At 69.7% G+C, this 24943-nt stretch carries 20 protein-coding genes, 3 tRNA genes and 1 pseudogene; 8 read left to right on the top strand and 16 right to left on the bottom strand.

Annotated elements, in window-relative coordinates; genetic code table 11:
• The 5 genes from ACQ0O7_RS44420 to ACQ0O7_RS44400 form a co-directional block, all read right to left on the bottom strand.
• A partial coding sequence (locus tag ACQ0O7_RS44420; protein WP_430791967.1) for an MBL fold metallo-hydrolase occupies positions 1-724 on the bottom strand: 724 nt, incomplete at its 3' end.
• Positions 725-919: 195 nt separating this feature from the next.
• A tRNA-Glu gene (locus ACQ0O7_RS44415) sits at positions 920-995 on the bottom strand.
• 361 nt (positions 996-1356) lie between these two features.
• Positions 1357-1432: transfer RNA gene (locus tag ACQ0O7_RS44410), tRNA-Glu, on the bottom strand.
• A 53-nt stretch (positions 1433-1485) separates the two neighbouring features.
• Positions 1486-1557: transfer RNA gene (locus ACQ0O7_RS44405), tRNA-Gln, on the bottom strand.
• 63 nt (positions 1558-1620) lie between these two features.
• On the bottom strand, positions 1621-2424 hold the full coding sequence (locus tag ACQ0O7_RS44400) for an NAD(P)H-binding protein (protein ID WP_430791966.1): 804 nt from the start codon (positions 2422-2424) through the stop codon (positions 1621-1623).
• 46 nt (positions 2425-2470) lie between these two features.
• On the opposite strand from ACQ0O7_RS44400, the gene ACQ0O7_RS44395 reads away from it, so the two are divergent.
• On the top strand, positions 2471-3181 hold the full coding sequence (locus ACQ0O7_RS44395) for a TetR/AcrR family transcriptional regulator (protein WP_430791965.1): 711 nt from the start codon (positions 2471-2473) through the stop codon (positions 3179-3181).
• Here ACQ0O7_RS44395 and ACQ0O7_RS44390 read toward each other — a convergent pair.
• The 4 genes from ACQ0O7_RS44390 to ACQ0O7_RS44375 are packed head-to-tail and all read right to left on the bottom strand — an operon-like array spanning position 3170 to position 6001.
• Positions 3170-3964 (bottom strand): fumarylacetoacetate hydrolase family protein, encoded by a 795-nt coding sequence (locus ACQ0O7_RS44390; protein ID WP_430791964.1) that lies wholly within the window; start codon positions 3962-3964, stop codon positions 3170-3172. The two genes, ACQ0O7_RS44395 and ACQ0O7_RS44390, sit on opposite strands and share 12 nt — an antisense overlap.
• 39 nt (positions 3965-4003) lie before the next feature.
• Positions 4004-4249, bottom strand: a complete 246-nt coding sequence (locus ACQ0O7_RS44385; protein WP_430791963.1) for a helix-turn-helix transcriptional regulator — start codon at positions 4247-4249, stop codon at positions 4004-4006.
• A 7-nt stretch (positions 4250-4256) separates the two neighbouring features.
• On the bottom strand, positions 4257-5075 hold the full coding sequence (locus tag ACQ0O7_RS44380; RefSeq protein WP_430791962.1) for an ABC transporter permease: 819 nt from the start codon (positions 5073-5075) through the stop codon (positions 4257-4259).
• The gene (locus tag ACQ0O7_RS44375; protein WP_430791961.1) at positions 5072-6001 is read right to left on the bottom strand and encodes an ABC transporter ATP-binding protein; all 930 of its coding nucleotides are present in this window, start codon (positions 5999-6001) and stop codon (positions 5072-5074) included. Before ACQ0O7_RS44375 ends, ACQ0O7_RS44380 begins: the two co-directional genes overlap by 4 nt.
• Positions 6002-6134: 133 nt before the next feature.
• On the opposite strand from ACQ0O7_RS44375, the gene ACQ0O7_RS44370 reads away from it, so the two are divergent.
• Entirely contained in the window at positions 6135-7076 is a 942-nt protein-coding gene (locus ACQ0O7_RS44370) for a 3-methyladenine DNA glycosylase (RefSeq protein WP_430791960.1), read from the top strand.
• A gap of 87 nt (positions 7077-7163) precedes the next feature.
• On the opposite strand, the gene ACQ0O7_RS44365 is transcribed toward ACQ0O7_RS44370, so the two are convergent.
• Together ACQ0O7_RS44365 and arfB are read right to left on the bottom strand one after the other, a co-directional pair.
• The gene (locus tag ACQ0O7_RS44365) at positions 7164-8033 is read right to left on the bottom strand and encodes a hypothetical protein (protein WP_430791959.1); all 870 of its coding nucleotides are present in this window, start codon (positions 8031-8033) and stop codon (positions 7164-7166) included.
• 87 nt (positions 8034-8120) lie between these two features.
• On the bottom strand, positions 8121-8546 hold the full coding sequence (gene arfB, locus ACQ0O7_RS44360) for an alternative ribosome rescue aminoacyl-tRNA hydrolase ArfB (protein ID WP_430791958.1): 426 nt from the start codon (positions 8544-8546) through the stop codon (positions 8121-8123).
• A gap of 90 nt (positions 8547-8636) precedes the next feature.
• Here arfB and ACQ0O7_RS44355 point away from each other — a divergent pair, with 90 nt between their 5' ends.
• From ACQ0O7_RS44355 to ACQ0O7_RS44335, 5 genes and pseudogenes are all read left to right on the top strand, one after another.
• Complete coding sequence (locus ACQ0O7_RS44355) at positions 8637-9986, top strand: M16 family metallopeptidase (RefSeq protein ID WP_430791957.1); 1350 nt, start codon at positions 8637-8639, stop codon at positions 9984-9986.
• Positions 9987-10041: 55 nt separating this feature from the next.
• Complete coding sequence (locus tag ACQ0O7_RS44350; protein WP_430791956.1) at positions 10042-11382, top strand: M16 family metallopeptidase; 1341 nt, start codon at positions 10042-10044, stop codon at positions 11380-11382.
• Between the two features lie 292 nt (positions 11383-11674).
• Positions 11675-12670 carry an endonuclease/exonuclease/phosphatase family protein gene (locus ACQ0O7_RS44345; RefSeq protein ID WP_430791955.1) on the top strand — a complete coding sequence of 332 codons (996 nt, stop codon included), beginning with the start codon at positions 11675-11677 and terminating at the stop codon, positions 12668-12670.
• On the top strand, positions 12667-13200 hold the full coding sequence (locus ACQ0O7_RS44340) for a GNAT family N-acetyltransferase (protein WP_430791954.1): 534 nt from the start codon (positions 12667-12669) through the stop codon (positions 13198-13200). The genes ACQ0O7_RS44345 and ACQ0O7_RS44340 overlap by 4 nt, the downstream gene beginning before the upstream one ends.
• A 133-nt stretch (positions 13201-13333) precedes the next feature.
• Positions 13334-14458 (top strand): annotated as a pseudogene (locus ACQ0O7_RS44335) (aminoacyl--tRNA ligase-related protein); the annotation flags it as partial.
• Between the two features lie 152 nt (positions 14459-14610).
• On the opposite strand, the gene cimA reads toward ACQ0O7_RS44335, so the two are convergent.
• Entirely contained in the window at positions 14611-16188 is a 1578-nt protein-coding gene (gene cimA, locus ACQ0O7_RS44330) for a citramalate synthase (RefSeq protein ID WP_430791968.1), read from the bottom strand.
• A 242-nt stretch (positions 16189-16430) separates the two neighbouring features.
• Between cimA and ACQ0O7_RS44325 the strand changes: the two genes are divergently transcribed.
• A complete protein-coding gene (locus tag ACQ0O7_RS44325; RefSeq protein ID WP_430791953.1) occupies positions 16431-17174 on the top strand; it encodes a tyrosine-protein phosphatase in 744 nt (247 codons plus the stop codon).
• Between the two features lie 1501 nt (positions 17175-18675).
• On the opposite strand, the gene ACQ0O7_RS44320 is transcribed toward ACQ0O7_RS44325, so the two are convergent.
• The 4 genes from ACQ0O7_RS44320 to ACQ0O7_RS44305 form a co-directional block, all read right to left on the bottom strand.
• Complete coding sequence (locus ACQ0O7_RS44320; RefSeq protein ID WP_430791952.1) at positions 18676-19773, bottom strand: branched-chain amino acid aminotransferase; 1098 nt, start codon at positions 19771-19773, stop codon at positions 18676-18678.
• Positions 19774-19902: 129 nt separating this feature from the next.
• On the bottom strand, positions 19903-20934 hold the full coding sequence (locus ACQ0O7_RS44315) for a 3-isopropylmalate dehydrogenase (RefSeq protein WP_430791951.1): 1032 nt from the start codon (positions 20932-20934) through the stop codon (positions 19903-19905).
• 343 nt (positions 20935-21277) lie between these two features.
• The gene (locus tag ACQ0O7_RS44310) at positions 21278-21538 is read right to left on the bottom strand and encodes a hypothetical protein (protein WP_430791950.1); all 261 of its coding nucleotides are present in this window, start codon (positions 21536-21538) and stop codon (positions 21278-21280) included.
• Positions 21539-21581: 43 nt separating this feature from the next.
• On the bottom strand, positions 21582-24943 hold a 3362-nt coding region (locus ACQ0O7_RS44305), incomplete at its 5' end, for a polymorphic toxin-type HINT domain-containing protein (RefSeq protein WP_430791949.1).

Below are 24943 nucleotides of genomic sequence, written 5' to 3'. Positions count from 1 at the left end.
CTCCCCGCGCCGTTCCCGCCTCTCCCCGCGTTACCTCCGCCCCTCCCCGCGCCGTTCCCGCCTCTCCCCGCGTTACCTCCGCCCCTCCCAGCGTCGTTCCCGTTGCCTTCCCCACCGCTCCTGGCTCTTCTCCCGCAGCTCCCGCGACGGCCTTGTGGGCGAGTGCGTCGTAAGTGAAGGCAGACGCGTGATCATGGCTCTGACCTGCGACGATGACCGTGCCGTCGGAGGTCCGGACCACTACCGACTGGTGACCGGCGGTGTGACCCGGGGTCGGCATGATCCGTACTCCCGGGAGGATCTCCGCCGCTCCGTCCAGCTCCTCGTACCGGGCCCCGCGATGATCGATCAGCTCCGGCAACGTGTAGTGCTCGACGCTCCGGGCCGCGGCCAGTTCGGCTCGCTGGGTGAAGACCGGCACACCAGGCAGTTCCGGGTTGCCGCCGCAGTGGTCGAAGTGGAGGTGGCAGTTCACCACGTACCGGATGCCGGCGATCGTGGTCCCGGCCGCCGCGAGCGCCGCGCCGAGCGGAACCCGCCGCGGCCGATAGTGCTCCTCGACATAGGGATGGTGGCCCATTCCGGTGTCCACGAGGATCGGCCCGTCCGGATGGTCGATCAGATAACCGAGTGTCGGCTCGACCCGGGCCAGCCCGTTCCCGGTCTCCTCCCCCGGTCGAACAAACCACCCGAAATCCACTCGCCGAACCGAGATCTCCCTCATCCCGGAAGTATCACGGCTCACACCGGCACCAGCACCCTTGATCTCCGCAGGGCAGAACTCGCCGCCGAGAGCAGCCCGCACCGCACGAAGCCCGACCACAGACCAACCGCGCCCGCAGCCCGAACGCAGATCACCGCCGCGCGGGGTACAGAACGCAGATCGGCCCGCACCGTTTCCGGTGCGGGCCGATCTTTCTGGTAGTCCCGAAGGGATTCGAACCCTCGCTACCGCCTTGAGAGGGCGGCGTCCTAGGCCGCTAGACGACGGGACCAGAACTTGTTTCTCACCGCTCCGTGAGCGATGACAGAACTCTATCAGCACCCCGCCGCCCCTCGAAATCGGCTATGCCGCCCATGACCTGCGTCATGCCCGCTCCCGCCAGGCCACCGGCACACGCTCGGCGGTCCGTGCGCGCCCGACCGGCCGGACGCCCCGCCAGGAGCCCACCCCGACCGGATCGTGAGCGCCCACCAGGCCCGGGGCACCGCCGAGCGCTCACGGACCCTCATCGTGCGCGGCTGACGGGCCGAAGCCCCGACCGTCGTGGACCGAACAGGCCGGGGCGGCGTACGCCAAGAAAAGGTCGTGGAAAGCGAAAGGCCCGCACCGGAAACGGTGCGGGCCTTTCGTTCTGGTAGTCCCGAAGGGATTCGAACCCTCGCTACCGCCTTGAGAGGGCGGCGTCCTAGGCCGCTAGACGACGGGACCAGAACGTGCTGTCTTACTTTAAACCAGCACTGCCCTCCCGAAGGAGGACTGCGCTGGGGTACCAGGACTCGAACCTAGACTGGCTGAACCAGAATCAGCTGGGCTGCCAATTACCCCATACCCCATTTGGCCCGGCTTGCCGCGCCGAGGAGAACTTTACCCGAGGCCTACCGGGCCGCCAAATCGGGTTACCCAAATAGATCAGCGTGACGCTCCGACCACTCTCGGTAGCTCATTGCCGGGCGCCCCAGCAGGTCGGCAACGGTGGGCACGACCCGCTGCGGATGGACGGTGAGCTGCGCGAGCCCGTCCAGATACCACTGCCCGTACTCCCCCATCAACGATGCGAACAGCGCGACCGCGTCGGCCCCGGTCAACTCGACGTAACGGAGGTCGCGGCCGATCCCGGCGCCGATGGCGGCGACCTTGGCGGGGCGGCTGAGCGCTTCCGGGCCGGTCAGCTCGTACGACTTCCCCTCATGCCCGTCGCCGAGCAGCACCCGGGCGGCGACGGCGGCGATGTCCTCCTGGGCGATCGGCGCGTTGACCGCGTCGGGGTACGCGTCCCGCACCTCATCTCCGGCCTGGATCTGGGGTGTCCACAGGGTGGCGTTGACCATGAATTCGCCGGGTTCGAGGTGGGTGAACGGAACACCCACCGCTTCCACCGCGTCTTCAACCTCCTGCCAGTGCTGGCCTTTGGGGCCGGCCATGTCGACGATGTGCCGCACCCCGGCGTCGGCGATGAGGCGGCAGATCGCGGGCGCGGTGGCCGGGTCGGGCGCCAGATAGACCTTGTCGACGCCGTCGAGTGCCGCGGTGACGGTGTCCGGGCGGCGGAACGAGCCGCGGATCACGTCGACGCCTGGCGGCAGGGCGGCCCGCGCCGGGTCGACGGTGAGTGCCCGCACGTCGTCGGCGCCGAGGGCGAGCAGTTCGTCGACGACCATCCGGCCGACGTTGGCGGTGGCGCCGGTGACCAGGATCCTCATTCTCGTACCCCCTACGGAAATGGTTTCCCGTAGGGTATACGGAATCATGGAGAACTACCCACTGCTCTGGCGCAGATCGGCACATGCGCGGAAGAAGGCCGGCCGGCCCCCACGGCTCAGCGTCGACGCGGTGGTGACCGCCGCGATCCGGATCGCCGACGCGGACGGCCTGGAGGCGGCCTCGATGGCCCGGGTGGCGGCGGATCTCCGGGTGGCGACGATGACGCTGTACACCTACGTGCCCTCCCGTGCCGACCTGGTCGCGCTGATGATCGACGAGGTGCTGCTGGCCCGCGATCTGACCGCCGGCGGACTGTCCTGGCGGGAGCGGGTGGGGCTGTTCGCCGGGCGTACCCGGGAGATGTTCGTGAAACACCCCTGGCTGACCGAGGTGTCGCTGGTCCGGCCGCCGCTCGGGCCGGGGACGATGGCGGAGCGGGAGTTCCTGATCGCCACGATGTCCGGGATCGGGCTGCCGACCGGCGAGATCAACCGGGCCGCGGTGGCGGTGACGGCGTACGTCTACGCGGCCGCCCGGGAGGCCGGTGAGGACGCGCGGCTCAGCCGGGTCAGCGGCCAGTCCACCGAGTCGTGGTGGCACGAGCGCGGCGAGTTCTGGGAGAAGTGGTTCGACGTCGAGGCGCATCCCGCGATGACCGCGCTGTGGAACGCCGGCGGGTTCGAGGACGAGGGCCAGACCGCTTTCGAGTACGGCCTGACCCTGCTCCTCGACGGGATCGCGAGGTCAGTCGAGTGAGACGACCGGGTTCCGCAGTTCGCCGATGCCCTGGATGCTGACCGACACGGTGTCACCGGGCGTGATCTGGCTGACGCCGGCCGGGGTGCCGGTGAGGATGATGTCGCCGGGCAGCAGCGTCATGACGTGCGACACGTACGAGATGAGGGTCGGGATGTCGAAGACCATGTCCTTCGTACGCCCGATCTGCCGCACCTCCATCGCGTTCGGGTCGCGGCCGACCTCGCAGCGCACCTCGATGTCGCTGACGTCCAGGTCGGTGACGATCCACGGGCCGATCGGGCAGAACGAGTCGAAGCCCTTGGCCCGGGTCCACTGCGGGTCCTTCTTCTGCAGGTCACGGGCGGTCACGTCGTTGCCGATGGTGTAGCCGAAGATCGCCTTCTCGGCGCCGGCCCGGTCGACACGGCGGGCACCGGTGGCGCCGATCACGACGGCGAGTTCGGCCTCCTCGTCGACCCGCTCGGTGACGCTGGGGATCCGGATCGCGTCGTTCGGGCCGATCACCGAGGTGGACGGCTTGATGAAGATCAGCGGCTCCTTGGGCACCTCGTTGCCCATCTCGGCGGCGTGGTCGGCGTAGTTGCGGCCGACCCCGATCACCTTGCTGGAGAAGATCGGGGCGAGCAGGCGGATGTCGGCCAGCGCCCAGCGCTGACCGGTGAAGCGCACCTCGTTGAAGGGGATGCTGTCGATCTCGGCCACCGTCAGGCCGGAGGAGCCGTCGCCTTCGACAACACCGAACGAGACTCCACCAGGGTGGACAAAACGGGCGAAGCGCACGGGTAAATCCCATCTCTAGCGATGCGGGCTCCCCGAAATCTACGCCGGTCGGGTCTCCGCACCGAGCCGCGGGAACGGCTCCAGCGCGAACACCACCTCGACCGGCACCTCGAAATAGGTGCAGATGCGCAACGCCAGGTGCAGGCTCGGGCTGAACTCGCCGCGCTCCAGGTACCCCACCGTCTGGTAGTGCACCCCCAGAGCGTCGGCGAGCTGCCGTCGCGAGATGCCGCGCTCGGCACGCAGCATCGCGATCCGGTTGTAGGTGATCTCGCCGCTCGCCATTACTCCCTCAGAGAGTCCGTGCCATCGCCCGCTCACGGCGGGCCGCCACCAGCGAGCCGGACTCCCGCCGGGCCATCCGCCGCAGCACCACCGGCGCCAGCGCCAGGCCGGCCGCCGCCCAGAGACCCAGCACCACGATCGTCTGCCAATGCCGGCCCGGCTCCCCGGGCAGGAACGCGGATCGCAGGCCCAACCCTAGCCAGTACATCGGGAAGCTCTGCCCCACGCCCTGCAACCAGCCGGGCAGCGCGCTGATCGGATAGAAGATGCCGGAGATCCCGGTCACCGCCATCGCCGGCAGCATCAGCAGCGCGGTGGCACGGACACTCTCGAACAGCGAGCCCAGCACCGCGCCGAGCGGCATCAGCGACAGCAGGGCCAGCGGCACCAGCCAGAGCAGGGTCAGCGCGGTGCCGGCGTCGAACCGCAGCCCCTCGACCAGGAAGACGCCGGGGACCAGCGCCACCACGCAGGTGAACACGCTCACCCCGGCCACCATCACGATCTTGCCGATCAGGTAGCCGACCATCCCGTTCGGGGTGGCCTTGGCCCGCAGCAGCGTGCCGTCCTCCCGGTCCATCGTCAGGTACTGCGCCATGGACACCAGCGCGCCGATCACCAGCAGCATGGCCATCGAACTGACCAGCGAGTACGCCCCGAGGGAGAGGTCCGAGCCGGGCACCGTGTCACCACGGAGGAAGAACAGGAGGCCGACCAGCAGGGCGGGAGCGAACGCGTACCCGATGATGTCGCTCGTGTTGGTGAAGGTCTGCCGCGTCTCGATCCAGCCGCGCCGCAGACCGGTCCTGATCAGACGACCGTTCATCGATCCCGCCCTTCCGCTTCGCGGACCAGCCGCATGTACGTCTCCTCCAGGCTGGCCCGGCGCACCTCAAGATCGCCGATGGCCTCCCCATGCTGACGGAACAGGTCGCGCACGAACGCGGTGGCGTCCGAATCGGAATGCACGAACCGCTGCCCGTCCCGGGTCCAGCGCACCTCGGTCTCGGCGGCCACCCGCCGGGACAGCTCGTCGGCCGAGCCACTGGCCACGATCCGGCCCCGGGCCAGGATCAGGATCCGGTCGGCCAGTTTCTCCGCCTCATCCAGATCGTGAGTGGTCAGCAACACGGTGGTGGAGTCCACATCGGTGAGCCGGTGGATCAGGTCGTGGAAGTCACGTCGCGCCTGCGGGTCGAACCCGACCGTCGGCTCGTCCAGGAAGAGCAGGTCGGGCCGGCCGACGATGCCGATCGCCACGTCCAGCCGGCGCCGCTGCCCGCCGGAGAGCTTGCCGGTCGGGGTCCGCGCCGCGGCGGTGAGACCGACCACGTCGAGCAGCTCGTCGACCGCCCAGGGCCGCCGCCGCTCCGGTGTGGAATACGCCTCGTAGTAGGACCCGAGGTGCTGCAACAGCTCCCGGACCCGCCATTTGCTGTGGTCCCGCCAGGACTGGAGGACCACCCCGAGCCGGGCCCGCCACCGCTCGTCGCCGGCGGCCGGATCGACCCCCAGCACCCGGGCGTGGCCGCCGGATCGCAGCCGGAACCCCTCCAGAATCTCGATCGTGGTGGTCTTGCCCGCGCCGTTGGGCCCGAGCAGCACCACCACCTCGCCGGCCGACGCCGAGAAGTCGACGCCGGCGAGCACATCGCGGTCGCCGTAACGCATGTGGAGATCGCGGACCTCGATGACCGGGCCCGCCCCCGGCGTGTCGGCCGCGGCACTCGCGGCCATTACCGATCCCGTCATGTCGTGCACACTATCAAGTATGTAGTAGATGTACTACACATCGGCGTACGTCTTTAGTGCCAACCGTGGTGGCGGAACTCATTCGCGCCAAACGGTGATCGTGTTGATCGCCTTGGCTAGATACATTGGTGCGATGGGGATCAAGCAGGTGAGGGCACTCACCACCACGCTGCCCTCGGTCACCTGGATTCCCCTCGTCCGGGCGCACTCCGAGCGCGCCGACCAGATGACCGCCGGCCACCGCGCCCGTCGATCGACGGGCGAGAAACACGCCATCGAGGACTTCCTCTACGACTACTACGGCACCCGCCCGGCGCTGATGCGCCGCTGGCATCCCGGCGTCGGCACCGGGCTGTCCCCGGCACCCGACGGCCGGGCCGAGCACGCCGGCTGGAAGTTCTACATGAGCTTCCCCGACGGAGTGGTCACCCTCGACCAGGACGCGTTCATGCACGCCCGGGCCGAGAGCGTGCGCTACATCCACGGCCTGCTCACCGCCACCGCGTCCCGCCCGGTCTTCTCCGGCTGCTTCGGCCTGCACGAGTGGGCGATGGTCTACCGCGACTCCGAGCACCGCCACGAGCTGCCGCTGCGCCTCGGCCAGGACGGCACCGACAAGGTCGTCGAAGAACACACCATCAGGTGTACGCATTACGACGCGTTCCGTTTCTTCACCCCCGAGGCGGTCGGGCTGAACCGGCTGCAGCCCACCCGGGCCACCCAGGTCGACCTGGACCAGCCCGGCTGCCTGCACGCCGCGATGGACGTGCACAAGTGGGCGCAGAAACTCGGCCCCGCCGTCCCCGGCGCCCTGGCCCTGGACTGCTTCGCCCTGGCCGGTGAGATCCGCCTGCTCGACATGCAGGCCAGCCCCTACGACCTGACCTCCTACGGCCATCCCCCGGTCAAGATCGAGACCCCGGAGGGCAAGGCGGAGTATGTGGCCAGGCAGCGTGAGCTGGCCCGCCGGGCAGCCGGCCTGCGAAGCCGCCTGATCCGGGTCTGCGAGGCCCTGCTCGGCCCGGAAGCCGCCGCGCAGAATCGCGAGGCGGTCGCCCCTTTCAATCAGCGCTGACGACAGCGCGCCCCCAGCGGGTCCCACTTCCACACCCGGTGCTCCGGGGGACGCCGGCCCTCGGCAGTCCCCCGAACCACTGACGGCTCAGCCGCCGAGCGCCCCGCCGAGATCCTCGACCCGCTCGGCGGTCACGGCCCGCTGGATCCAGTCCCGGAGCTGATCGAGATCAGTGCAGTCGGTGATCACCGAACGAGCTTCGTCCGGAACCTCCACGCCCCTGGCGGCAAGGACGGTGAGCACCGCGTTGGCCTCGCCCTTGGCTTCGCCCTTGGCGAGCAGGCCGCGCGCCCAGTCGCTCGTGTACTGATAGCCGGGCTTGATCATGTGTTCCTCCAGGAGCTTGCGGGTTGCGTTCGACAACGCCGAGAGCACAAAGTCATGGTAGAGAAGGCCGCGGTCGGATTCGAGGCTGTCGAGGGCCGCGACAAACGCCTTGATCAGCGGTTCCGGGTCCTGCTCGCCGATGTGGGCGACGGTCGACAGTACGGCCAGTTCCGGGTACTGACGGGCGATCTCGGGATCAGTGATGACGGGAGTCTGACCAGGGCCGACGGCCACCGGAGTCACTACTGAACCAGGAGGGCCCAGGTCGATGGGGCCTTTCGCCCAGTCGACCACGTTCTGGTTCGGGCAGACCACCAGAAGTGCAACCTGGCAGCCCAGTCGGGCGTGCAGCGTCGCCACGTAGGCGGGCCAGCTCAGTAGTTTCCGGGCGTCGGGACGGAGTTGCACCTCGACCACGACAGCCAGCACATCGGCGCCGCCTCGGGTCAGGGTGACGACCGCGTCGGCGCGGTATTCGGTCGGGACGACATCGGGAAGGTCGGCCGAGGAGAGGTGGACCTCGTCGTAGTCGGGAATGCCACCGTGGAGCGGACCGCCCAGCAGAAGCGCAGCTAGCGCGGGCCGTTCACGGAACATGTCGATGAGGAGTTCATGCTTTTGTGAGGGCACGGCGAGGAACGTAGCGCTAGTTGACCCGTACTAGCTAGTCTCGTATCGCCTTGTCCCGTGCTTTTCATTCCAACAGGTGAAAGATGTTCAGTCGTGGTCGGGACGGCGGTTTCGCTTCGTCTGGGCGCGGCGCTTCTTCTCAGCGATGCGGCGCTCCACCGAACCGCGGCTCGGCTTCGTCGCGCGGCGGGCCTTCGGTGGGGCCGACACCGCGCCGGCGATCAGGGCGGCCAGCCGGGCCGCGGCCGCCTCCCGGTTGCGCAGCTGGGAGCGGTGCTCGGTGGCGGTGAGGGTGATCACCCCGTTGACCAGGCGATTGCCCAGCCGCTCGGCGGCCCGCTCCTTCAGGAACGGTGGCAGCAGGCCGGAGCCGAGCACGTCCCAGGACAGCTCGACCCTCGAATCAGTCGTGTTGACGCCCTGGCCGCCGGGGCCGCTCGCGCGGGAGAAACGCCACGAGAGTTCGGCCGCCGGGATGGTCAGGCGGTCGTTCACCCGTACGTCCTCAAGCATGCCGCCCAGGATTCCACCCGCACCGATCAAGCGCCACGCGGTTATCCACAGGCGGAGGCGCAGCCGCGCCGGAATCGTGCCGGACAGGGCATGATTGCTCGGGTGACGTCACCAACCGCACCGGTCGCCACGACCGGCTATCCGTGGCCCATCGAAACCACTCAGCTGGCCAATGGTCTGCGCGTCGTCGTCAGCGAGGACCGCACGGCCCCGGTCGTCTGCGTCAACCTGTGGTATGACGTCGGCTCCCGGCACGAACCCCGCGGTCAGACCGGGTTCGCGCATCTCTTCGAGCATCTGATGTTCGAGGGTTCACAGCATGTGAAGAAGACCGAGCACATGAAACTGGTGCAGGGCAACGGTGGTTCGCTGAACGCGACCACCAACCCGGACCGGACCAACTACTTCGAGACGATGCCGTCCGAGCATCTGGAGCTGGCTCTCTGGCTGGAGGCGGACCGGATGGGCGGCCTGGTCCCGGCGCTCACCCAGGAGACTCTGGACAACCAGCGCGAGGTGGTGAAGAACGAGCGCCGCCAGCGCTACGAGAACGTGCCGTACGGTGACGCCTGGCTGCGCCTGCTGCCGCTGCTCTACCCGCAGGGCCACCCTTACCACCACGCCACGATCGGGTCGATGGAGGATCTGAACGCGGCGGATCTGGACACCTTCAAGGCGTTCCACAAGCAGTACTACGCGCCGAACAACGCGGTGCTGACGGTGGTCGGCGACGTCGCCGCGGCCGAGGTGTTCGCGCTGGCCGAGAAGTATTTCGGGCCGATCGCGACGGTGCCGGACATCCCGCCGGCGCCGGACGGTTCGCTGCCCGTCCCGGCCACCGAGGGGGCCCGGGAGACGGTGACCGCCCCGGTGCCGGCCGCGCGCATCTACCTGTCGCACCGCACCTATCCGTTCGGCACGGCGGGGTACGACGCGGTCACCGTGCTGGCCACGGTTCTCGGCAACGGCCGGGGCAGCCGGCTCTACCAGCGGCTGGCCGACGGTTCCCGGATCGCCCAGCCGGACTACATCGGGTCGTACGGGGTGGATCTCGCCCACGCCCCGGCCCCTCTGATCATCACGGCCACCGCGAAGGACGGCGTCTCCGTCGAGACCCTGGAGGTCGGGCTGGCCGAGGTGGTGCGGAGCCTGGTCGACGAGCCGGTGACCGCCGAGGAGCTGGACCGGGCCAAGGCGCTGCTGACCACCGCGTGGTGGCGGGGCGTCTCCACGGTGGGCGGCCGGGCCGACCTGCTGGGGCGGTATGCCACCCAGTTCGGTGATCCGGCCACCGCCGCCGACCGGCTGCCGAAGTGGCTGGCGGTGACCGCGGAGGAGGTCACCGAGGCGGCCCGGCAGGTGCTGGCCCCGGAGTCCCGCATCACCCTGACCTACATCCCCGGAGAGAACGACGGCAAGAGCGACGGGGAGTCCGAGTGACGGTCCGTACCGCAATGGAGCACCGGCCGGCCCAGCACGCACAAGGAGACCCGTCATGACCCTGATCACCACCCGGCCGGAGCCCGGCGCCGCCCGGCCGTATTCGTTCCCGCGGGTCCGCCGGATCAGCGCGCACGGTGGCACGGTGATCGCCGCCCACCTGCCCGGTCAGATCCTGGCCAGCGCGGTCCTGCTGCTGGACGCGGGCGCCGCCCACGAGACCGACGGCCGTGAGGGCACCGCCACGGTGCTGGCGAAATCGCTGGAGGAGGGCACCCGCAAGCGGGATTCCGCGGCGTACGCGCTGGCGCTCGAAGGGCTCGGTGCCGAGCTGTCCCCGTCGGTGGACTGGGACGCCTTCCGGGTCGGGGTGTCGGCGCCCGGCCCGCTGCTGGCCGACGCGGTCCGGCTGGCCGCCGAGGCCACCCGCACCCCGCGCCTGGATCCGGCGGATGTCACCCGGGTGCGCGACGACGAGGTGACCGCGCTGCGGATGGACTGGGCGCAGCCGGGCCCGCGGGCCGACGCCGCGCTGCGGGCCGATCTGTTCGGCGCCGACGGGCGGTACAGCCGGCCCCTGCACGGCGACCCCGCCTCGGTGGCCGCGGTCACCGTGGAGGATGTGCTGGCCTTTCACGAGTCGTGGCTGCTGCGCCCGGGGGTGCTGCTGGTCGCCGGCGATCTGGACGCGCTGGATCTGGCGGCGCTGGCCGAGGCCGCGTTCGCCGGCACGTCCGGGACGGTTCTGGAGCCGGGTGGCCCGCTCGGGGTGGTGCTGCCACCGGCCCGCCGGACGATCCTGGTGGACCGGCCCGGTTCGGTGCAGTCCACGCTGCGGCTGGGGCACCGGGCGCCGGAGCGCGCCACTCCGGCGTATGTGCCGATGACCCTGGCCGCGACGGTGCTGGGCGGGGCGTTCACCTCCCGGCTCAACCACCTGATCCGCGAGGTGAAGGGTTACACGTACGGCATCCGTGGCTCCTATGCGATGTCCCGCCGGTCGGGGCGGTTCGAGGTGGCGGCCGGGGTGCAGACCGCGGTGACCGCCCCGGCGATCCGGGACACGCTGGGTGAGATCGCCCGCACCCAGGCCGAGGGGGTCACCGAGGCGGAGCTGGCGGTGGCCCGGTCGTGGCGGGCCGGGCAGCTCTCGGTGGAGATGCAGACGCCGGGGGCGATCGCCGGGGCGCTGGCCTCGCTGGTGGTGCACGGGCTGCCCGACGACTACTACGAGACGCTGCGCCGGGAGTACCTGGAGGCGACCGTCGAGCAGGTGTCGGCGGCGGCTGCCGAGCACCTGTCGGTGGAGAAGCTGACCCTGGTGGTGGAGGGTGACGGCGCGGTGATCCGGTCCGAGCTGGCCGAGTTCGGCGATCTGGTGGACGCGGAGGTCTGACGGCGGACAGGGTGTGCGGTTCAGCCGCACGCCCTGTCGCGAGACCAGCGTGCGCGGGTCAACTAGCGGTATGCTTCGAACGCCGGCCCGCGCGGTGATCGTGGAATGCACGCACGCGGGCCGTTCGCGGCCTACCGAACGGCCGCCGGCATCGGCCCGGGGCGGCTCAACGACGCGCCACCCGGGCCGGAGCCACCAGCCGGCAGGACTGTCGATGACCACCGGGGTCGATGTTGTGACGTGGACCGCGTTCGGCGACGGTGGGTAGCGGACGCCGGATAACGTCGCCGCCATGACCATCACCGACGCGCCACCCGCGGCACGCCCGGTTCGCCGACGGCGCCTCGTCTGGACGGTTCTGCTCTGGCTGTCGCTCATGCCGGCCGCGGTCTGGCTGCTGGCGCGCACCTTCGGGTGGGAGGCGGGGCTGTGGGTCCAGTTCCTGGCCTTCACGCCGTACGTCGCGGTCTGGACCTTGATTCCGCTGGTCCTGGCGCTGATCACCCGCCGGTGGACGGCCGCCGCGGTGGCCTCGCTGATCGCGTTCGGGTTCGGCATGGCGGTGCTGCCCCGGCTGGTGGCGAACTCCGACCGGGGTCCGACCGCCGGGGTCGATGTGCGGCTGATGTCGGCGAACCTGCTGTTCAGCGGGGCCGAGCCGAGCGAGGTGGTCCGCCTGGTCCGGGAGAACCGGGTGGATGTGCTGGCGGTGCAGGAGTTCACCCCGAACGGTGAGGCGGCGCTGCGGGCGGCGGGCCTGGAGGGGCTGTTGCCGTTCCGGCAGCTGGCGCCGGAGTTCGGTGCGAGCGGTTCCGGTCTGTACTCCCGGTTCCCGTTCGACGAGCAGGCCGCGCGCCGCAACGGCGGTGGTTTCCAGCAGGCGCACGCGACGGTGCGGGTGCCGGGGGCGGGCACGGTCTACGTGGAGTCGGTGCATCCGCTGGCCCCGCATCATCCGAGTGTGGTGTCCGGCTGGTCGGCGGATCTGCGGGAGCAGGTGCCGGCCGAGGGCGGGATCCCGAAGATCCTGCTGGGTGACTTCAACGCGACGCTCGATCACAAGCCGATGCGGGACCTGCTGAACACCGGGTACCGGGACGCCGCCGCCACGGTCGGCGAGGGCTGGCAGGGCACGTGGGGGCCGTACGACGGTGATCCGATTCCCCCGGTCACCATCGATCACGTCCTCGTCGACAGGCGCATCGGCATCCGCGACTACGGTGTGCACGTGCTGAAGGACTCGGACCATCACGCGGTGTCCGCGACGGTGATCGTGCCGGCCGCATGATCGGGATCAGGCTGATCAGTCCGGCGGACGCGGCCGAGGTGGCCCAGTTGATCCGCGCCAACCGGGAGTACCTGGCGCCGTGGGATCCGGCGCGGGACGAGAGCTACTACACCGACGACGGACAGTGGCGGCTGATCTCGGACGTGCTGCGGACCGGCACGTCGCTGCCGCACGCGATCGTCGAGGACGGCCGGATCGTCGGCCGGGTGAACCTGAACAACGTGGTGCACGGCGCGTTCCAGTCGTCGAGTCTCGGCTACTGGGTGGCCGAGCACGTGGCGGGCCGTGGGGTGGCGAGTGCCGCGGTGGGGCTGATCCTGGAGGCCGCGTTCACCACGTACGGGCTGCACCGGGTGGAGGCGGGCACGCTGTTGCACAACGTACGGTCGCAGCGGGTTCTGGAACGTCTTGGTTTCGAGCGTTTCGGCATGGCCCCGGGCTATCTGCGGATCGCCGGGCAGTGGCAGGACTACTACCTCTACCAGCTGCTGAGCGATAAATGGCTGGCCGGCCGCGAGGTGGCGGCCTAGCATCGTGGGCATGATGCCTCGCTCGATGACGACCACGCCGGACAGACCCGGCGTCGATCGCGTTTGAGCTGACGGCCCCGGGCGACATGCCCGGGGCTTTGTCGTCCGGGGTCCCGATTTCAGGAGACCCACGATGTCGCAAGGATCAGATCACCGCCGGCTCGGTCGCGAGCTGGACCTCTTCGACTCCGACCCGCTGATCGGCGCGGGCCTGCCGTTCTGGCTGCCGGCCGGGGCCGCGGCCCGCCACGCGGTCGAGTCCTATCTGTACGAGCTGGAGCGCCGCGCCGGCTACCAGCACGTGTTCTCGCCGGCGATGGGCAAACGCCGGATGTACGAGCTGTCCGGTCACTGGCGTAATTTCGCCGACGACATGTTCCCGCCGATGCCGGTCGGTGAGGACGAGCTGGTGCTGCGGCCCAGCCTGTGCCCTCATCACGCGCTGATGTTCCGGTCGCGGGGGCGCTCGTACCGGGAACTGCCGTTGCGTGTCGCCGAGCTGGGCCCGATGTTCCGCGCGGAGCGTTCCGGGGTCGTCGGCGGGCTGTCCCGGGTGCGGGCGATGCAGCTCAACGACGCGCACATCTTCTGTGCCGAGGAGCAGGCGGGCGCCGAGGTGGCCGGGGTGCTGGCCCTGATGCGGCGGGCGCACGCCGCGCTGGGGGCCGGGCCGGTCTCGTATCAGCTGTCGCTGCCCGAGCCCGGTGCCCGGTCTCGGGCGGAGGAGCTGCTCCGGGAGGCGCTGCACGGGCTGGACTACGCCGAGGCGCCCGGGGAGGCGGCCTTCTACGGGCCGAAGATCGACGTGCAGGTCCAGGATCCGTCCGGCCGGGAGTGGACCCTCGCCACCGTCCAGATCGACTTCCACCAGCCGGAGCGGTTCGAGCTGGAGTACGTGGACGCCGACAATGTCAGGAAGCGGCCGGTGATGGTGCACCGCAGCCTGGTCGGCTCGATGGAACGCCTCTTCGGTCATCTGATCGAGGTGCATCAGGGCGCTTTCCCGGCCTGGTATGCCCCGGTCCAGCTGGCGATCCTGCCGGTCGGCCCGGAGCAGGACGACGCGGCGCGGGAGCTCGCGGCGTCGGCGGCGGATCTACGGTTGGAGATCCATTACGACGGTTCACTGGGCGCACGAATCCGAAAGAACCGCAGATGCCCATACATCGCGGTCGTNCAGCTGGCGATCCTGCCGGTCGGCCCGGAGCAGGACGACGCGGCGCGGGAGCTCGCGGCGTCGGCGGCGGATCTACGGTTGGAGATCCATTACGACGGTTCACTGGGCGCACGAATCCGAAAGAACCGCAGATGCCCAGACATCGCGGTCATCGGAGCGAGAGACGTCTCGCTCCGACGACGCAACGGTGAGCAGCAGCCGATGTCCCCGGCGGAGTTGATCGAGCAGATCCGTCAGGAAGCGCGCGCCAACCCGTAGGTCAGCGAGTCCACCAGCGCCGTCCAGCTCGCCTCGACGATGTTCTCGTGCACCCCGACCGTGGTCCAGTCCCGGTTGTGGTCGCCGGTGCCCAGCAGCACCCGGGTGATCGCGTTGGTGCCGTGGCTGCCCTCCAGGATCCGCACCTTGAAGTCGGTCAACTCGAACGTCTTCAGCTGCGGGTAGTGGTTCTGCAGGGCACTGCGCAGCGCCTCGTCCAGGGCGTTGACCGGGCCGTTGCCCTCCGCGGTGGCGATCACCCGCTCGCCGGCGACCCGCACCTTGACGGTCGCCTCGGAGATGACCGCGCCGTCCTCCCGGTGCTCGACGAGCACCCGGTACGACTCCAGGGTGAACGGCCGGGACACGTCGGCACCCGGCAGCTCACCGCGGACGAGCAGCTCGAACGAGGCGTCGGCGGCCTCGAAGGACCAGCCGCCGGCCTCCAGGTCCTTGACCTTCCGGGTGACCGACGTCAGGGTGTCCGGGTGGCCGGCCAGGTCCAGCCCGAGCTCACGGCTCTTGAGCTCGATACTGGCCCGGCCGGCCATCTCGGTTACCAGGATCCGCATGTCGTTGCCCACCACCGACGGGTCGACGTGGTTGTAGAGCAGCGGATCCACTTTGATCGCGCTCGCGTGCAGCCCCGCCTTGTGAGCGAAGGCGGCGGCCCCGACATAGGCCTGGTGGGTGTCGGGGGCGATGTTGGCGATCTCGGCGAGCGCGGCGGAGACCCGCGTCGCCTTCTCCAGGCATCCGTCCGGTAGGACCTTCAGCCCGAGCTTGAGTTGCAAGTTGCTGACGACGGCGAACAGGTCGGCGTTGCCGGGGCGTTCGCCGTACCCGTTGGCGGTGCACTGGAAGTGCTTCACCCCGGCCTCGACGGCGGCGATCGTGTTGGCGACGGCACAGGCCGTGTCGTTCTGGCAGTGGATGCCCAATTTGTCGGCGGGCACGCCGGTGCGGTCTACAACGTCGGCGATGGCCGCGGTGACCATCGACGGCAGCATGCCGCCATTGGTGTCACACATGACCACTCGTTCGGCACCGGCCTCGAAGGCCGCCTTGACGACGCTCGCGGTATACGAAGGGTCGTAGCGGAACCCGTCGAAGAAGTGCTCACAGTCGACGAAAGCCCGCTTCCCGTTGGCGACCAAGTGCCGCACGGTGTCCCGGACCATGTTCAGGTTCTCGTCACCGGTGGTCCGCAGCGCCCGCTCCACATGCCGGATGTCGGACTTCGCCACCACACAGACCACCGGCGTACCGGCATCGATGAGCGCCTTCACCTGCGCGTCGTCGGCGACGTCGACACCGGCCTTGCGGGTGGCCCCGAAAGCGACCAGAACCGCGTTCTTGAGATCGAGCTCGGTCTTCGCCTGTTCGAAGAACTCGGTGTCCTTGGGCATGGCGCCCGGCCAGCCGCCCTCGATGAACCCCACACCGAACTCGTCCAGCAGGCGTGCGACCGCGAGCTTGTCGGCGACCGTGTAGCTGATTCCCTCACGCTGCCCGCCGTCACGCAGCGTCGTGTCGAACACCTGGTAGTCCATCGGGAAGTCGTCCTTTCGTCGGTCACCCACCACAACAAAAAGACCCCCCGCGGATGCGGGAGGTCTGCGCGTCGGCGAGAAGTCAGCCGGCGCGCTAGGTGCGAATAATCAGCACGGTGTGGGTCACGCCCCGAAGCATGCCACGCGGCGACTCGGCAAGAGCCGGAAATCCACTGACTGAGACGACCGGAGTGACGAATTCGACCATCTCGGTGATCGCACGGCCCGGCTAGGTTGGAGGTGTGGTGGCCGAATCCTTCTCCCGCAATCTGCCTTTCACCAAGGCCTACAACTTCCGCGACGTCGGCGGATACTCCGGTCTGGACGGCCGCCGGGTGCGCTGGCGCCGGCTGTTCCGGGCCGACTCACTGCACCGGATCCGGGAGAAGGACGCCGAGGCGTTCACCGCCCTCGGCATCCGCACGGTGATCGACCTGCGCCGCGAGTTCGAGGTGGAGAAGTTCGGCCGGGTCGCCGAGAGCTACGGCGTCGACTACCGCAACCTGGTGCTCCGCCACGTCGACTGGGAGACCGTCGACCACCCGGCGGACGTCCGGCACGAACGCTGGCTGGCCGACCGCTACCTGAACTTCGCCGAAGACGGCCACGACGGCATCGCCGCCTCCCTGCGCCTGATCGCCAACCCGGAGGCCGCCCCGGTCGTCGTGCACTGCATGGCCGGAAAGGATCGGACCGGCACGGTCTGCGCCCTGACCCTGTCCCTGCTCGGCGTCTCCGACGAGGACATCGCCGCCGACTACGCGCTCACCACCGAGGCGATGCGCCCCCTCACCGAATACCTGCTGCGCACCAACCCGGAGACGGTGCGCGGCAACGAGCACATGTTCGACTCCCCCGCCGGGGCGATGTCGCTGTTCCTCACCGACCTCCGCGCCAGGCACGGTTCCATCGAGTCCTACACCCGCGACATCGGCATCACACCGGACGAGTTGTCCACGTTGCGGTCACACCTGCTGACCCCATAACCCTTTTCCGGTACGTCTTGGGTGGCCCCCGCCGAATCCACCACCCCCGCCCCGTCCCCGCAAGGCAGTCCCCCCTCAAGACCGCCCGGCGGCCGCCGGGCGAATGCGTCCCTCACCAGCCACCGGCATCCACAATCCCCAGCCAGGTCCCACCCGGCCCCAGCCAAGTCGCACCCGGCCCCAGCCAAGTCGCACCCGGCCCCAGCCAAGTCGCACCCGGCCCCAGCCAAGTCGCACCCGGCCTCAGCCAGATCAGCGGCTGGGCAGGGTGGGCCAGTAGGGACGGCGCGTGCCGACTTCCAGCACGAACCGAACCACAACTGAACCTCGGCAACACGCCACCATCGCCAAGCCCTCTCCCAACCGCCGCCCTACTTGCCGCCAATGCCCCGCGCAGGCCCCCTCCCGCAACAGATCTTGGCCGTTTTCCACCGATTTAAAGTCTTCCTCTGGGCCACCGGCCCGCCTGCGGTCAATTCCCCGCGCGAGAGTCCACCTTCCAGCCCCACCCGGGCCGGCCTTCCCCACCCTGGCCGATCTTGGCGGATTTACCACCGGACAGAGCCTTCTTCTCAGCCACCGGCCCGCTCGCGGTCAGTTCCCCGCGCGAGTGTCCACCTCCCAGGCCCCACCCTGGCCGACCTTGGCGGATTTCCCACCGAAAACGGTGGTAAAGCCACCAAGATCTCTGCTGAGCGCGTCGCCCGCGCGAGGGATTGACCGCAAGTGATCAGGCGGCCGAGAGCGAGGCTCGATAAGGCGGTAGATCCGCCAAGATCCCGGCTGGACGGGTTGCCCTAACGAGGGATTGACCGCAAATGATCAGGCAGCCGAGAGCAAGACTCATTTCGGTGGTAAACCGGCCAAGATCGCCTGATAGCGGGCATCCCGTGCCGGGAACTGACCGCGAGTATGCCTGCGGCGGGGCAGAAGGCAGTGCTCGACGCTGAGGGCTGGTGGACGCCGTGTTGACAATCACCGCGCTCACCGATTCCGGGTAGCCGGTTACGGAGCGCTCAAGCCCGGCGGTCGCGCTCCGGTCCGGACGGGCCGCAGCGCTCGCGCGGACGAGAGAGTTCGGCTTGGTGCGTTTGTGGACCACTCGGTCGTACCGGCAAATGCGGTTGGAATTCGGCCTCCGGAACTCAAGCCAGCCAGGAACCGGCCGGCTACCAGGACCGCCGACAGCGCGAGAACGAGCCGGGCGCCGGGCCCGCGTGGCCGGGAGTGGACCGGTCTGCAGAACTCAAGGTGACAGCGAGCGACCCGGCCAGCGGGACTCAGGATTGACGGCGCGTGGCCTGGTCAGCGGGACTCACGGTGACAGCACATGGCCCGGTCAGCGGGACTCACAGTGACAGCACATGGCCCGGTCAGCGGGACTCACGGTGACAGCGCGTGGCCCGGTCAGCGGGACTCAGGATTGACGGCGCGTGGGCCGGTGCCGGGGCCGCGGTGGCCGGAGGGTGGTGGCTGCCGCGGCCCGGGTGACCGGGAATGGTCAGAGGACTCGGTGGACCCAGCCGAACGGGTCGGCGGCTCGGCCTCGCTGGATGTCGACCAGTTCCTTGCGGATGGCCATGGTGACCTCGCCGGGGCCGCCGTCGGCGACGGTGAAGTCGCCGTCCTCGCTCTTGATCACGCCGATCGGGGTGATGACCGCTGCGGTGCCGCATGCGAAGGCCTCGCGGACCCGGCCGGAGGCGGTGCCCTCGCGCCACTCGGTCAGACTGATCGGGCGTTCCTCGACCCGGCGGCCGGAGCGCTGCGCCAGTTTGATCACCGAGTCGCGGGTGATGCCGGGCAGGATGGTGCCGGTCAACGGCGGTGTGACCAGGGTGCCGTCGTCGAGGACGAGGAACACGTTCATCCCGCCGAGCTCGTCGATGTATTTCCGCTCCACCGCGTCCAGATAGACGACCTGGTCGCAGCCGTGCTCGGCGGCCTCGGCCTGCGCGGACAGGCCGGCCGCGTAGTTGCCGCCGCACTTGGCCGCGCCGGTGCCGCCGGGGGCCGCACGGGTGAAGTCGGGTGAGACCCAGATCGACACCGGCTTGACGCCGCCGGAGAAATACGGCCCGACGGGGGACGCGATGACCAGATAAAGGTATTCGGTCGCGGGGCGGACGCCGAGGAAGACCTCGCTCGCATAGGCGAACGGGCGCAGGTAGAGGCTGCCCTCGGGGTCCGACGGGATCCAACTGCGGTCGATCGTGATGATCTCGTGCAGCGACTGGAGGAACGTCTCGACCGGCAGGGCCGGCATCGCCATCCGGGCCGCGGACTGGTTGAACCGGGCGGCGTTGGCGTCCGGGCGGAACATCGCCACACCGCCGTCGGGCAGGGTGTACGCCTTCAGCCCCTCGAAGATCTCCTGGGCGTAGTGCAGCACGGCACTGGCCGGATCCATCGGGATCGGCGCGCGGGCCGTGACGAGGGGCTCATACCACCCCTTGCCGTCGGCATACCGCACGGTGACCATGTGGTCGGTGAAGATGCGGCCGAACCCGGGGTTGGCCAGCAAGGCGGAGCGGTCCGCGTCGCTGACGGGTGCCGAGGCCGGACGGATCTCGAAATCGAGGTTGTCACCACCACTCATGGCAAGTGGACCTGCTTTCTGCATGCAAAGAAGTCAAGTATGCGGGGGCACCCGTAGCGCCCCAAGAATTTACCCCGAAACGGCAGGGGTAACGGAAGGCCCACGTCGGGCCTGTGGATAACTATCCGCTCAGACGGCGGAGGCGACCCGGTCGCCCACTTCGGCGGTACGCAGCGGCGCGCCCGGAGCCCGGGACGCGACCTCGGCCGCGACCGCCTCGGTTACTCGCCGGGCCGCGTCGTGCTGGCCCAGGTGCTCCAGCAGCAGGGCCGCGGAGAGGATGGCCGCGGCCGGGTCGGCGATGCCCTGGCCGGCGATGTCGGGGGCGGAGCCGTGCACCGGCTCGAAGGTGGACGGGTAGACGCGCTCCGGGTTGACGGAGCCGCTGGCCGCCATGCCGATGCCGCCGGTGACGGCCGCGGCGATGTCGGTGAGGATGTCACCGAAGAGGTTGTCGGTCACCACCACGTCGAACCGCTGCGGGTTGCTGACCATGAACATGCTGGCCGCGTCGATGTGCTGGTACTCCGTGGTGACCTCGGGGAACTCGGCGGCCACGGCGGCGAAGGTGCGCGCCCAGAGACTGCCGGCCTTGGTCAGCACGTTGGTCTTGTGCACCAGGGTGACGTGGTGCCGGTCGCGGCGCTGGGCGCGGGCGAACGCGTCCCGGACCACCCGCTCGACACCGTGCCGGGTGTTCAGGCTCTCCTCGGTGGCGATCTCGGCGGGGGTGTCCTTGTGCAGGACGCCGCCGGCGCCGACGTAGAGCCCCTCGGTGCCCTCGCGGACCACCACCATGTCGATCTCGCCGGGCTTGACGCCGGCCAGCGGGCTGGTGGTCCCGGGCCAGAGCTTCGACGGGCGCAGGTTCACATACTGGTCGAAGTCGAAACGGAGCTTGAGCAGCAGCCCACGCTCCAGGACGCCGGGCGGGACGCTCGGGTCGCCGATGGCGCCCAGCAGGATCGCGTCGTGGCCGGCCAGCTCGTCCTGGACCGCCTGCGGCAGGACCTCGCCGGTGCGGTTGTAGAGGCGGGCGCCGAGGTCGTACTCGTTGTAGTCGACTCCGGGAAGGACGGCGTCGATGACCTTGCGGGCCTGGGCGGTCACTTCGGTTCCGATGCCGTCGCCGCCGACAACCGCGATCCGCGCCACGCTCACGTCCACTCCCTACGTCTGGTAAACCCTGGCCAGGCTACCCCCGTGTCCCGATCACCGGTACGCCAGTCCCACTGGTTGAACCATCCGGGAATGCGAACAGCCCCCGGACCGCGGCAAACGGTCAGGGGGCTGTAGCGACGAGAAGTCCCGCCGGGATGCACACCGCTCGTCCCGGAGACGGACACCATCACCCGAAGACAGGCCCGTACGAAACGCGCGGCTTGAGTGACAACGCTAGCGAGACGGACTATTGCCGCGCAAGGCACCCCGCCGCGTGTCGGGCATGACCACGCCCGTGGCGTGCCGCCCCTCATCTCCCAGGGGTGGCACGCCACAGGCTGTGTCATTCCGCTCGGCGGGCACCGTCCGTCCACTGCTGGACCATGGATCGGCGGCCGTCCAGTCGGAGCTCACCGCTGGGCGTGAACGCCACCACGATCGCGGTCAACTCCGAGCCGATCTCCGGGTACTCCTCGGGCGGCGTCAGCGGATGCCGGTCCGAAATGATCCCCGCGTCGATGAAGGCCGGGAACGGCGGGTCCACGGACGAGACCTCGACGTCCACACCGAACCGATCACGGTGGCCGGTGACCCTGGCCCGCACGCGGTCGCCGCGGTGCAACCCGGCCCGGCCCCGCCCTTCGGGATCAGTCTTCCCATTCGTAGCCATTGTAGTAATTCACCCACTTCTTGCTGACGATCAGCTCGTTGAAGCGCGGAATCTTCTCGACCGGGATCTCCCACTGATAGTCGTTGCTGCCGTCGTACGGCATCTTGTACTTCTTGAATTCAGTGTCGAACGCCGGATCCATCTCGTACTCGTAGTACCCGGCTTCGTAACCCGCCTGTCCCGCGTAGTGGCCGGTGACGACGTTCTTCTCGCCGAGGTAGGCGTGGTTGTCACCGGCGTTGCGACGGTGCAGGTCCGGGTTGAGGCCGTTCGCTTCGGCACCCTTGTTCCCGGCGTTCGGAGCACGGTAGACCTTGGTGTTGCAGTTGTGCACCAGCACCGACATGTCGCCTGCCGCCACGTAGAACGTGGGGATGTCGGCGACGGTCAGATTGTGGACGGTGGCATGGGCGGCGCCCTGCCGGACGGCGGAGACCTGCACGTGGGTGCCCGCGCTGGTCCGCAGCCACTGTCCCGGTGAGAGCTGGCCGGCGTCGACCCACTCCGACAACTCGGGAACCCAGAACGGATGGTTGTGGGTGGCCGTCACCGCCGAGGTCTGGTCGCCGCGGTCGCCGTCGGTGTCGATGACGATCTCGACGAGTTGCTTCTCCCCGGTCCCGGTGATCGTGTCGGTGACCGCCTTGGCCACGGTGATCCCCCGCACCGGGTCGGTGGCCAGGATCCGGTCACCGATCTTGACGTCCTCGATGGCGCGGGTGCTGCCGTCGGCGAAGAGCACAGGGGTGCCGGGCAGGAAGCTGTTCTGCCGTGAACGGCCGGAGCAGTCGTCCTCGTCGTCCCGGTCCTTCTGCTTCTTCCGCGACTTCTCCTTGAGTTGCTCCTGCTTCTTCCGGGCAGTCCGGGATTTATCGGCGAACTTCTCGTACTTCTTGTAGATGTCCCAGAGGTTGCCCAGCTTCTTGAGCTTGCTCAATGGGACGAGTTCGAGAACCGCCCAGAAACAGGCGCCCCAGCTCGGCTTCTTGACGCAGGTGAGGATCTCGCCGAGAACCAGGTCCCCGAGGATCTCCAGGCCGTTCTCCCGGATGAAGTCGTCGAAGCCCTCCTCGGCCTCTTCCTTCGCCTTCAGGTAGTCCTCGCGGTCCTTCTGGTTCAGCGAATCCAGAATCGCCTTCTCCTGGTCCGGCGTCAGCTCGCCGTCCTTCTCGAGGGCTTCCTCCAGCCGGGCCTGGTCGGCGGCTGCGGCACGCTGGTACGCCTGCTGCGCGGCGATCGCATGCTGAAGAGCCTTGCCGGCGGCGTCGGCAGCGCTGTCAGCGTGCTTCTGGGCACTGTCGGCGTAGCGTTTCGCCTCGGTGGCGGAGGCTTCGGCCCGGTCCGCGGCGCCGCGGGCCGCGGCGGCGTCGTTCTCCGCCTGGGTGGCCGCGCTGTGGGCCGCGTTCGCGTCGTTCTGCGCCTGCTGGGCGCTGCGCCCAGCGGCTGCCGCATCACCGGCGGCCTCGTGCGCTGCCTGCCGTGCCGCGACGGCATCCGCTCTCGCCTGCGCGTCCGCCCGGCCGGCACTGGCCGCCGCCGCTCGCGCCGCGGCACCGTCGGCGGCCGCCTCAGCAGCTGCCTTCTTCGCCTCCGCCGCCGACTTCGCCGCCTCGGCAGCCGAGTTCGCGGCTGCTGCCGCTGCCTGGTAGGCCGGCTTCACCTGCTCGTTGGCCAGATCGGCGGCCTGCTTCGCCTTGGCCGCGGCGGTCAGCGCCTCTGCTGCCCGAGCTTGCGCCGCGGCAGCCTGCTCCGCGCCGATCGTCTTGGCCTGCTCCGCCACCAGCTTCACGAAGTCGGCGTCGATGTCCGTGCCGGTGAACGGCGACACCATCCCGATCGCCGTGTTCGCCGGCTCAGCGATCCCCGCCGCCGACTGACGCGCTGCGGCAGCCGCATTCACCGCGATCTCGGCCTGAGCCGCGGCCGCGACCGCCTCGGTGGTCGCGGCCTCGGCCTCCTGTTTCGTTCGGTCTGCCGCCCACAGAGCACGAACCGCCTCATCGGCGGCCTGCTGAGCCAGACGGACCGCGGCGCTCGCCGCCTCCGCGGACTTGACCTGCTGGGCGGTCGCCTCGGCCGCCTTCGCATCGGCCCGGACCCGGGCCGCGTGTGTCGCCTTCGCGGACGCCTCGGCCCGGTCCGCGGCCGCGTCGGCGGCGGCCGCTGCGGCGCGTGCCTTCTCGGCAGCCGCCCACGCACGGTTGGCGGCCTGCTGCGCCTGGCTGGCGGCGGCCCGCGCGTTCGCGGCCGCGCCGGTGGCGGTGTTCGCGAAGCCACGGGCCGACTTGGCCGCGCCGTCGGCAGTCCGGAACTCAGCATCGGCCGTGTCCGCCTGAGCCTGCGCTTCCTGCTTGGCCTGGTCGCTGTCCGTGGCGGCGACGAAAGCCTTGAAGGTCTGTGCCTTCGCCTCGGCGGTCTGCCGGTTTCGCTCGGCGGCGAGCGCGGCGTCCTGCGCCTGGCTCGCGGCCCGCTCCTTGTCCCAGGCGGTCTTGTCCGCAGCGGCCGCGTTGGTGTCCGCCGCCTTGGCACGCTGGGCCGCGCCGTTCGCGACGGCGGCCTGCGCCTCCGCATTCGCCCGGGCACTGCGGGCGATGGCGGCCTGCTGTTCGGCCTCGGCCCGGTGACGGGCGGCGTTGGCACGCTCGGCTTCGGCGATCTGCCGCTGGCGCTTGGCCTCGGCGGCTTGCGCCTCGGCCTCCTGCCGATGCCGACGGGTCTTCTCCGCCTCGGCCCACGCCTTCGCCTCAGCGGCCTGTGCCTGCTCCCGGGCCTTCTTCGCCCGCGCGGCGGCCGTCTTCGCCGCATTCGCCTGCTTCTCTGCCGCGGCCGCGAGCCTGGCCGCCGACTTGGCGTGCTCCTCAGCGTGTTGGCGCCACTTGATCGCCTGCGCGGCATGCGCCTCAGCCTGCGCCTGCGCACCCTGCGCGTTGTTCGTCGCGATGGTGGCATCCGAAGCGAACACCGCGGTCTGCGTCGCGTCGACCGCAGCCGTCGCCGCCTCGCTCATTCCTTGGGCGATCTGTGCCCACTCAGCCCCGTACTCCAGACCGGTATCGATCAGGTCATCAGCAGCCGTCGACGCCGTCGCCGCTGCGATGCCGGCTTCCCGCGCGGCTGTCCGGGCGTACCCCAATTGGCGTTTGACCTCGGTGTTCACCGTCGTGAGCTCGGTCGCCTTCGATCCCGCCGTGCCACTTCCGGCAAGAATCCGTGCCGAGTGCCGGGCACCGTTCGCCGCGGCGGCCATCGCGTTGGAGGCCTGCTGCAGGGCGCGAACGCCCTCCCCGTGTGCCGCCAACAGCCGACGGCGAGCCTCCGAGGCACGCGCCGACTTCTGCG

This window comes from Actinoplanes sp. G11-F43 (assembly GCF_050589265.1).
Taxonomy (GTDB): Bacteria; Actinomycetota; Actinomycetes; order Mycobacteriales; family Micromonosporaceae; genus Actinoplanes.
Note: the sequence above shows the minus strand (reverse complement) of the source record. Positions and strands in the feature narration are given on the sequence as shown.

Coding starts and splice junctions, on each gene's coding strand:
- ACQ0O7_RS44320 (WP_430791952.1), bottom strand. CDS start 19,773: ATGAGTGGTGGTGACAACCTCGATTTCGAGATCCGTCCGGCCTCGGCA.
- arfB (WP_430791958.1), bottom strand. CDS start 8,546: ATGCTTGAGGACGTACGGGTGAACGACCGCCTGACCATCCCGGCGGCC.
- ACQ0O7_RS44370 (WP_430791960.1), top strand. CDS start 6,135: ATGGGGATCAAGCAGGTGAGGGCACTCACCACCACGCTGCCCTCGGTC.
- ACQ0O7_RS44350 (WP_430791956.1), top strand. CDS start 10,042: ATGACCCTGATCACCACCCGGCCGGAGCCCGGCGCCGCCCGGCCGTAT.
- ACQ0O7_RS44340 (WP_430791954.1), top strand. CDS start 12,667: ATGATCGGGATCAGGCTGATCAGTCCGGCGGACGCGGCCGAGGTGGCC.
- ACQ0O7_RS44400 (WP_430791966.1), bottom strand. CDS start 2,424: ATGAGGATCCTGGTCACCGGCGCCACCGCCAACGTCGGCCGGATGGTC.
- ACQ0O7_RS44355 (WP_430791957.1), top strand. CDS start 8,637: ATGATTGCTCGGGTGACGTCACCAACCGCACCGGTCGCCACGACCGGC.
- ACQ0O7_RS44385 (WP_430791963.1), bottom strand. CDS start 4,249: ATGGCGAGCGGCGAGATCACCTACAACCGGATCGCGATGCTGCGTGCC.
- ACQ0O7_RS44375 (WP_430791961.1), bottom strand. CDS start 6,001: ATGACGGGATCGGTAATGGCCGCGAGTGCCGCGGCCGACACGCCGGGG.
- ACQ0O7_RS44345 (WP_430791955.1), top strand. CDS start 11,675: ATGACCATCACCGACGCGCCACCCGCGGCACGCCCGGTTCGCCGACGG.
- ACQ0O7_RS44380 (WP_430791962.1), bottom strand. CDS start 5,075: ATGAACGGTCGTCTGATCAGGACCGGTCTGCGGCGCGGCTGGATCGAG.
- cimA (WP_430791968.1), bottom strand. CDS start 16,188: ATGGACTACCAGGTGTTCGACACGACGCTGCGTGACGGCGGGCAGCGT.
- ACQ0O7_RS44395 (WP_430791965.1), top strand. CDS start 2,471: ATGGAGAACTACCCACTGCTCTGGCGCAGATCGGCACATGCGCGGAAG.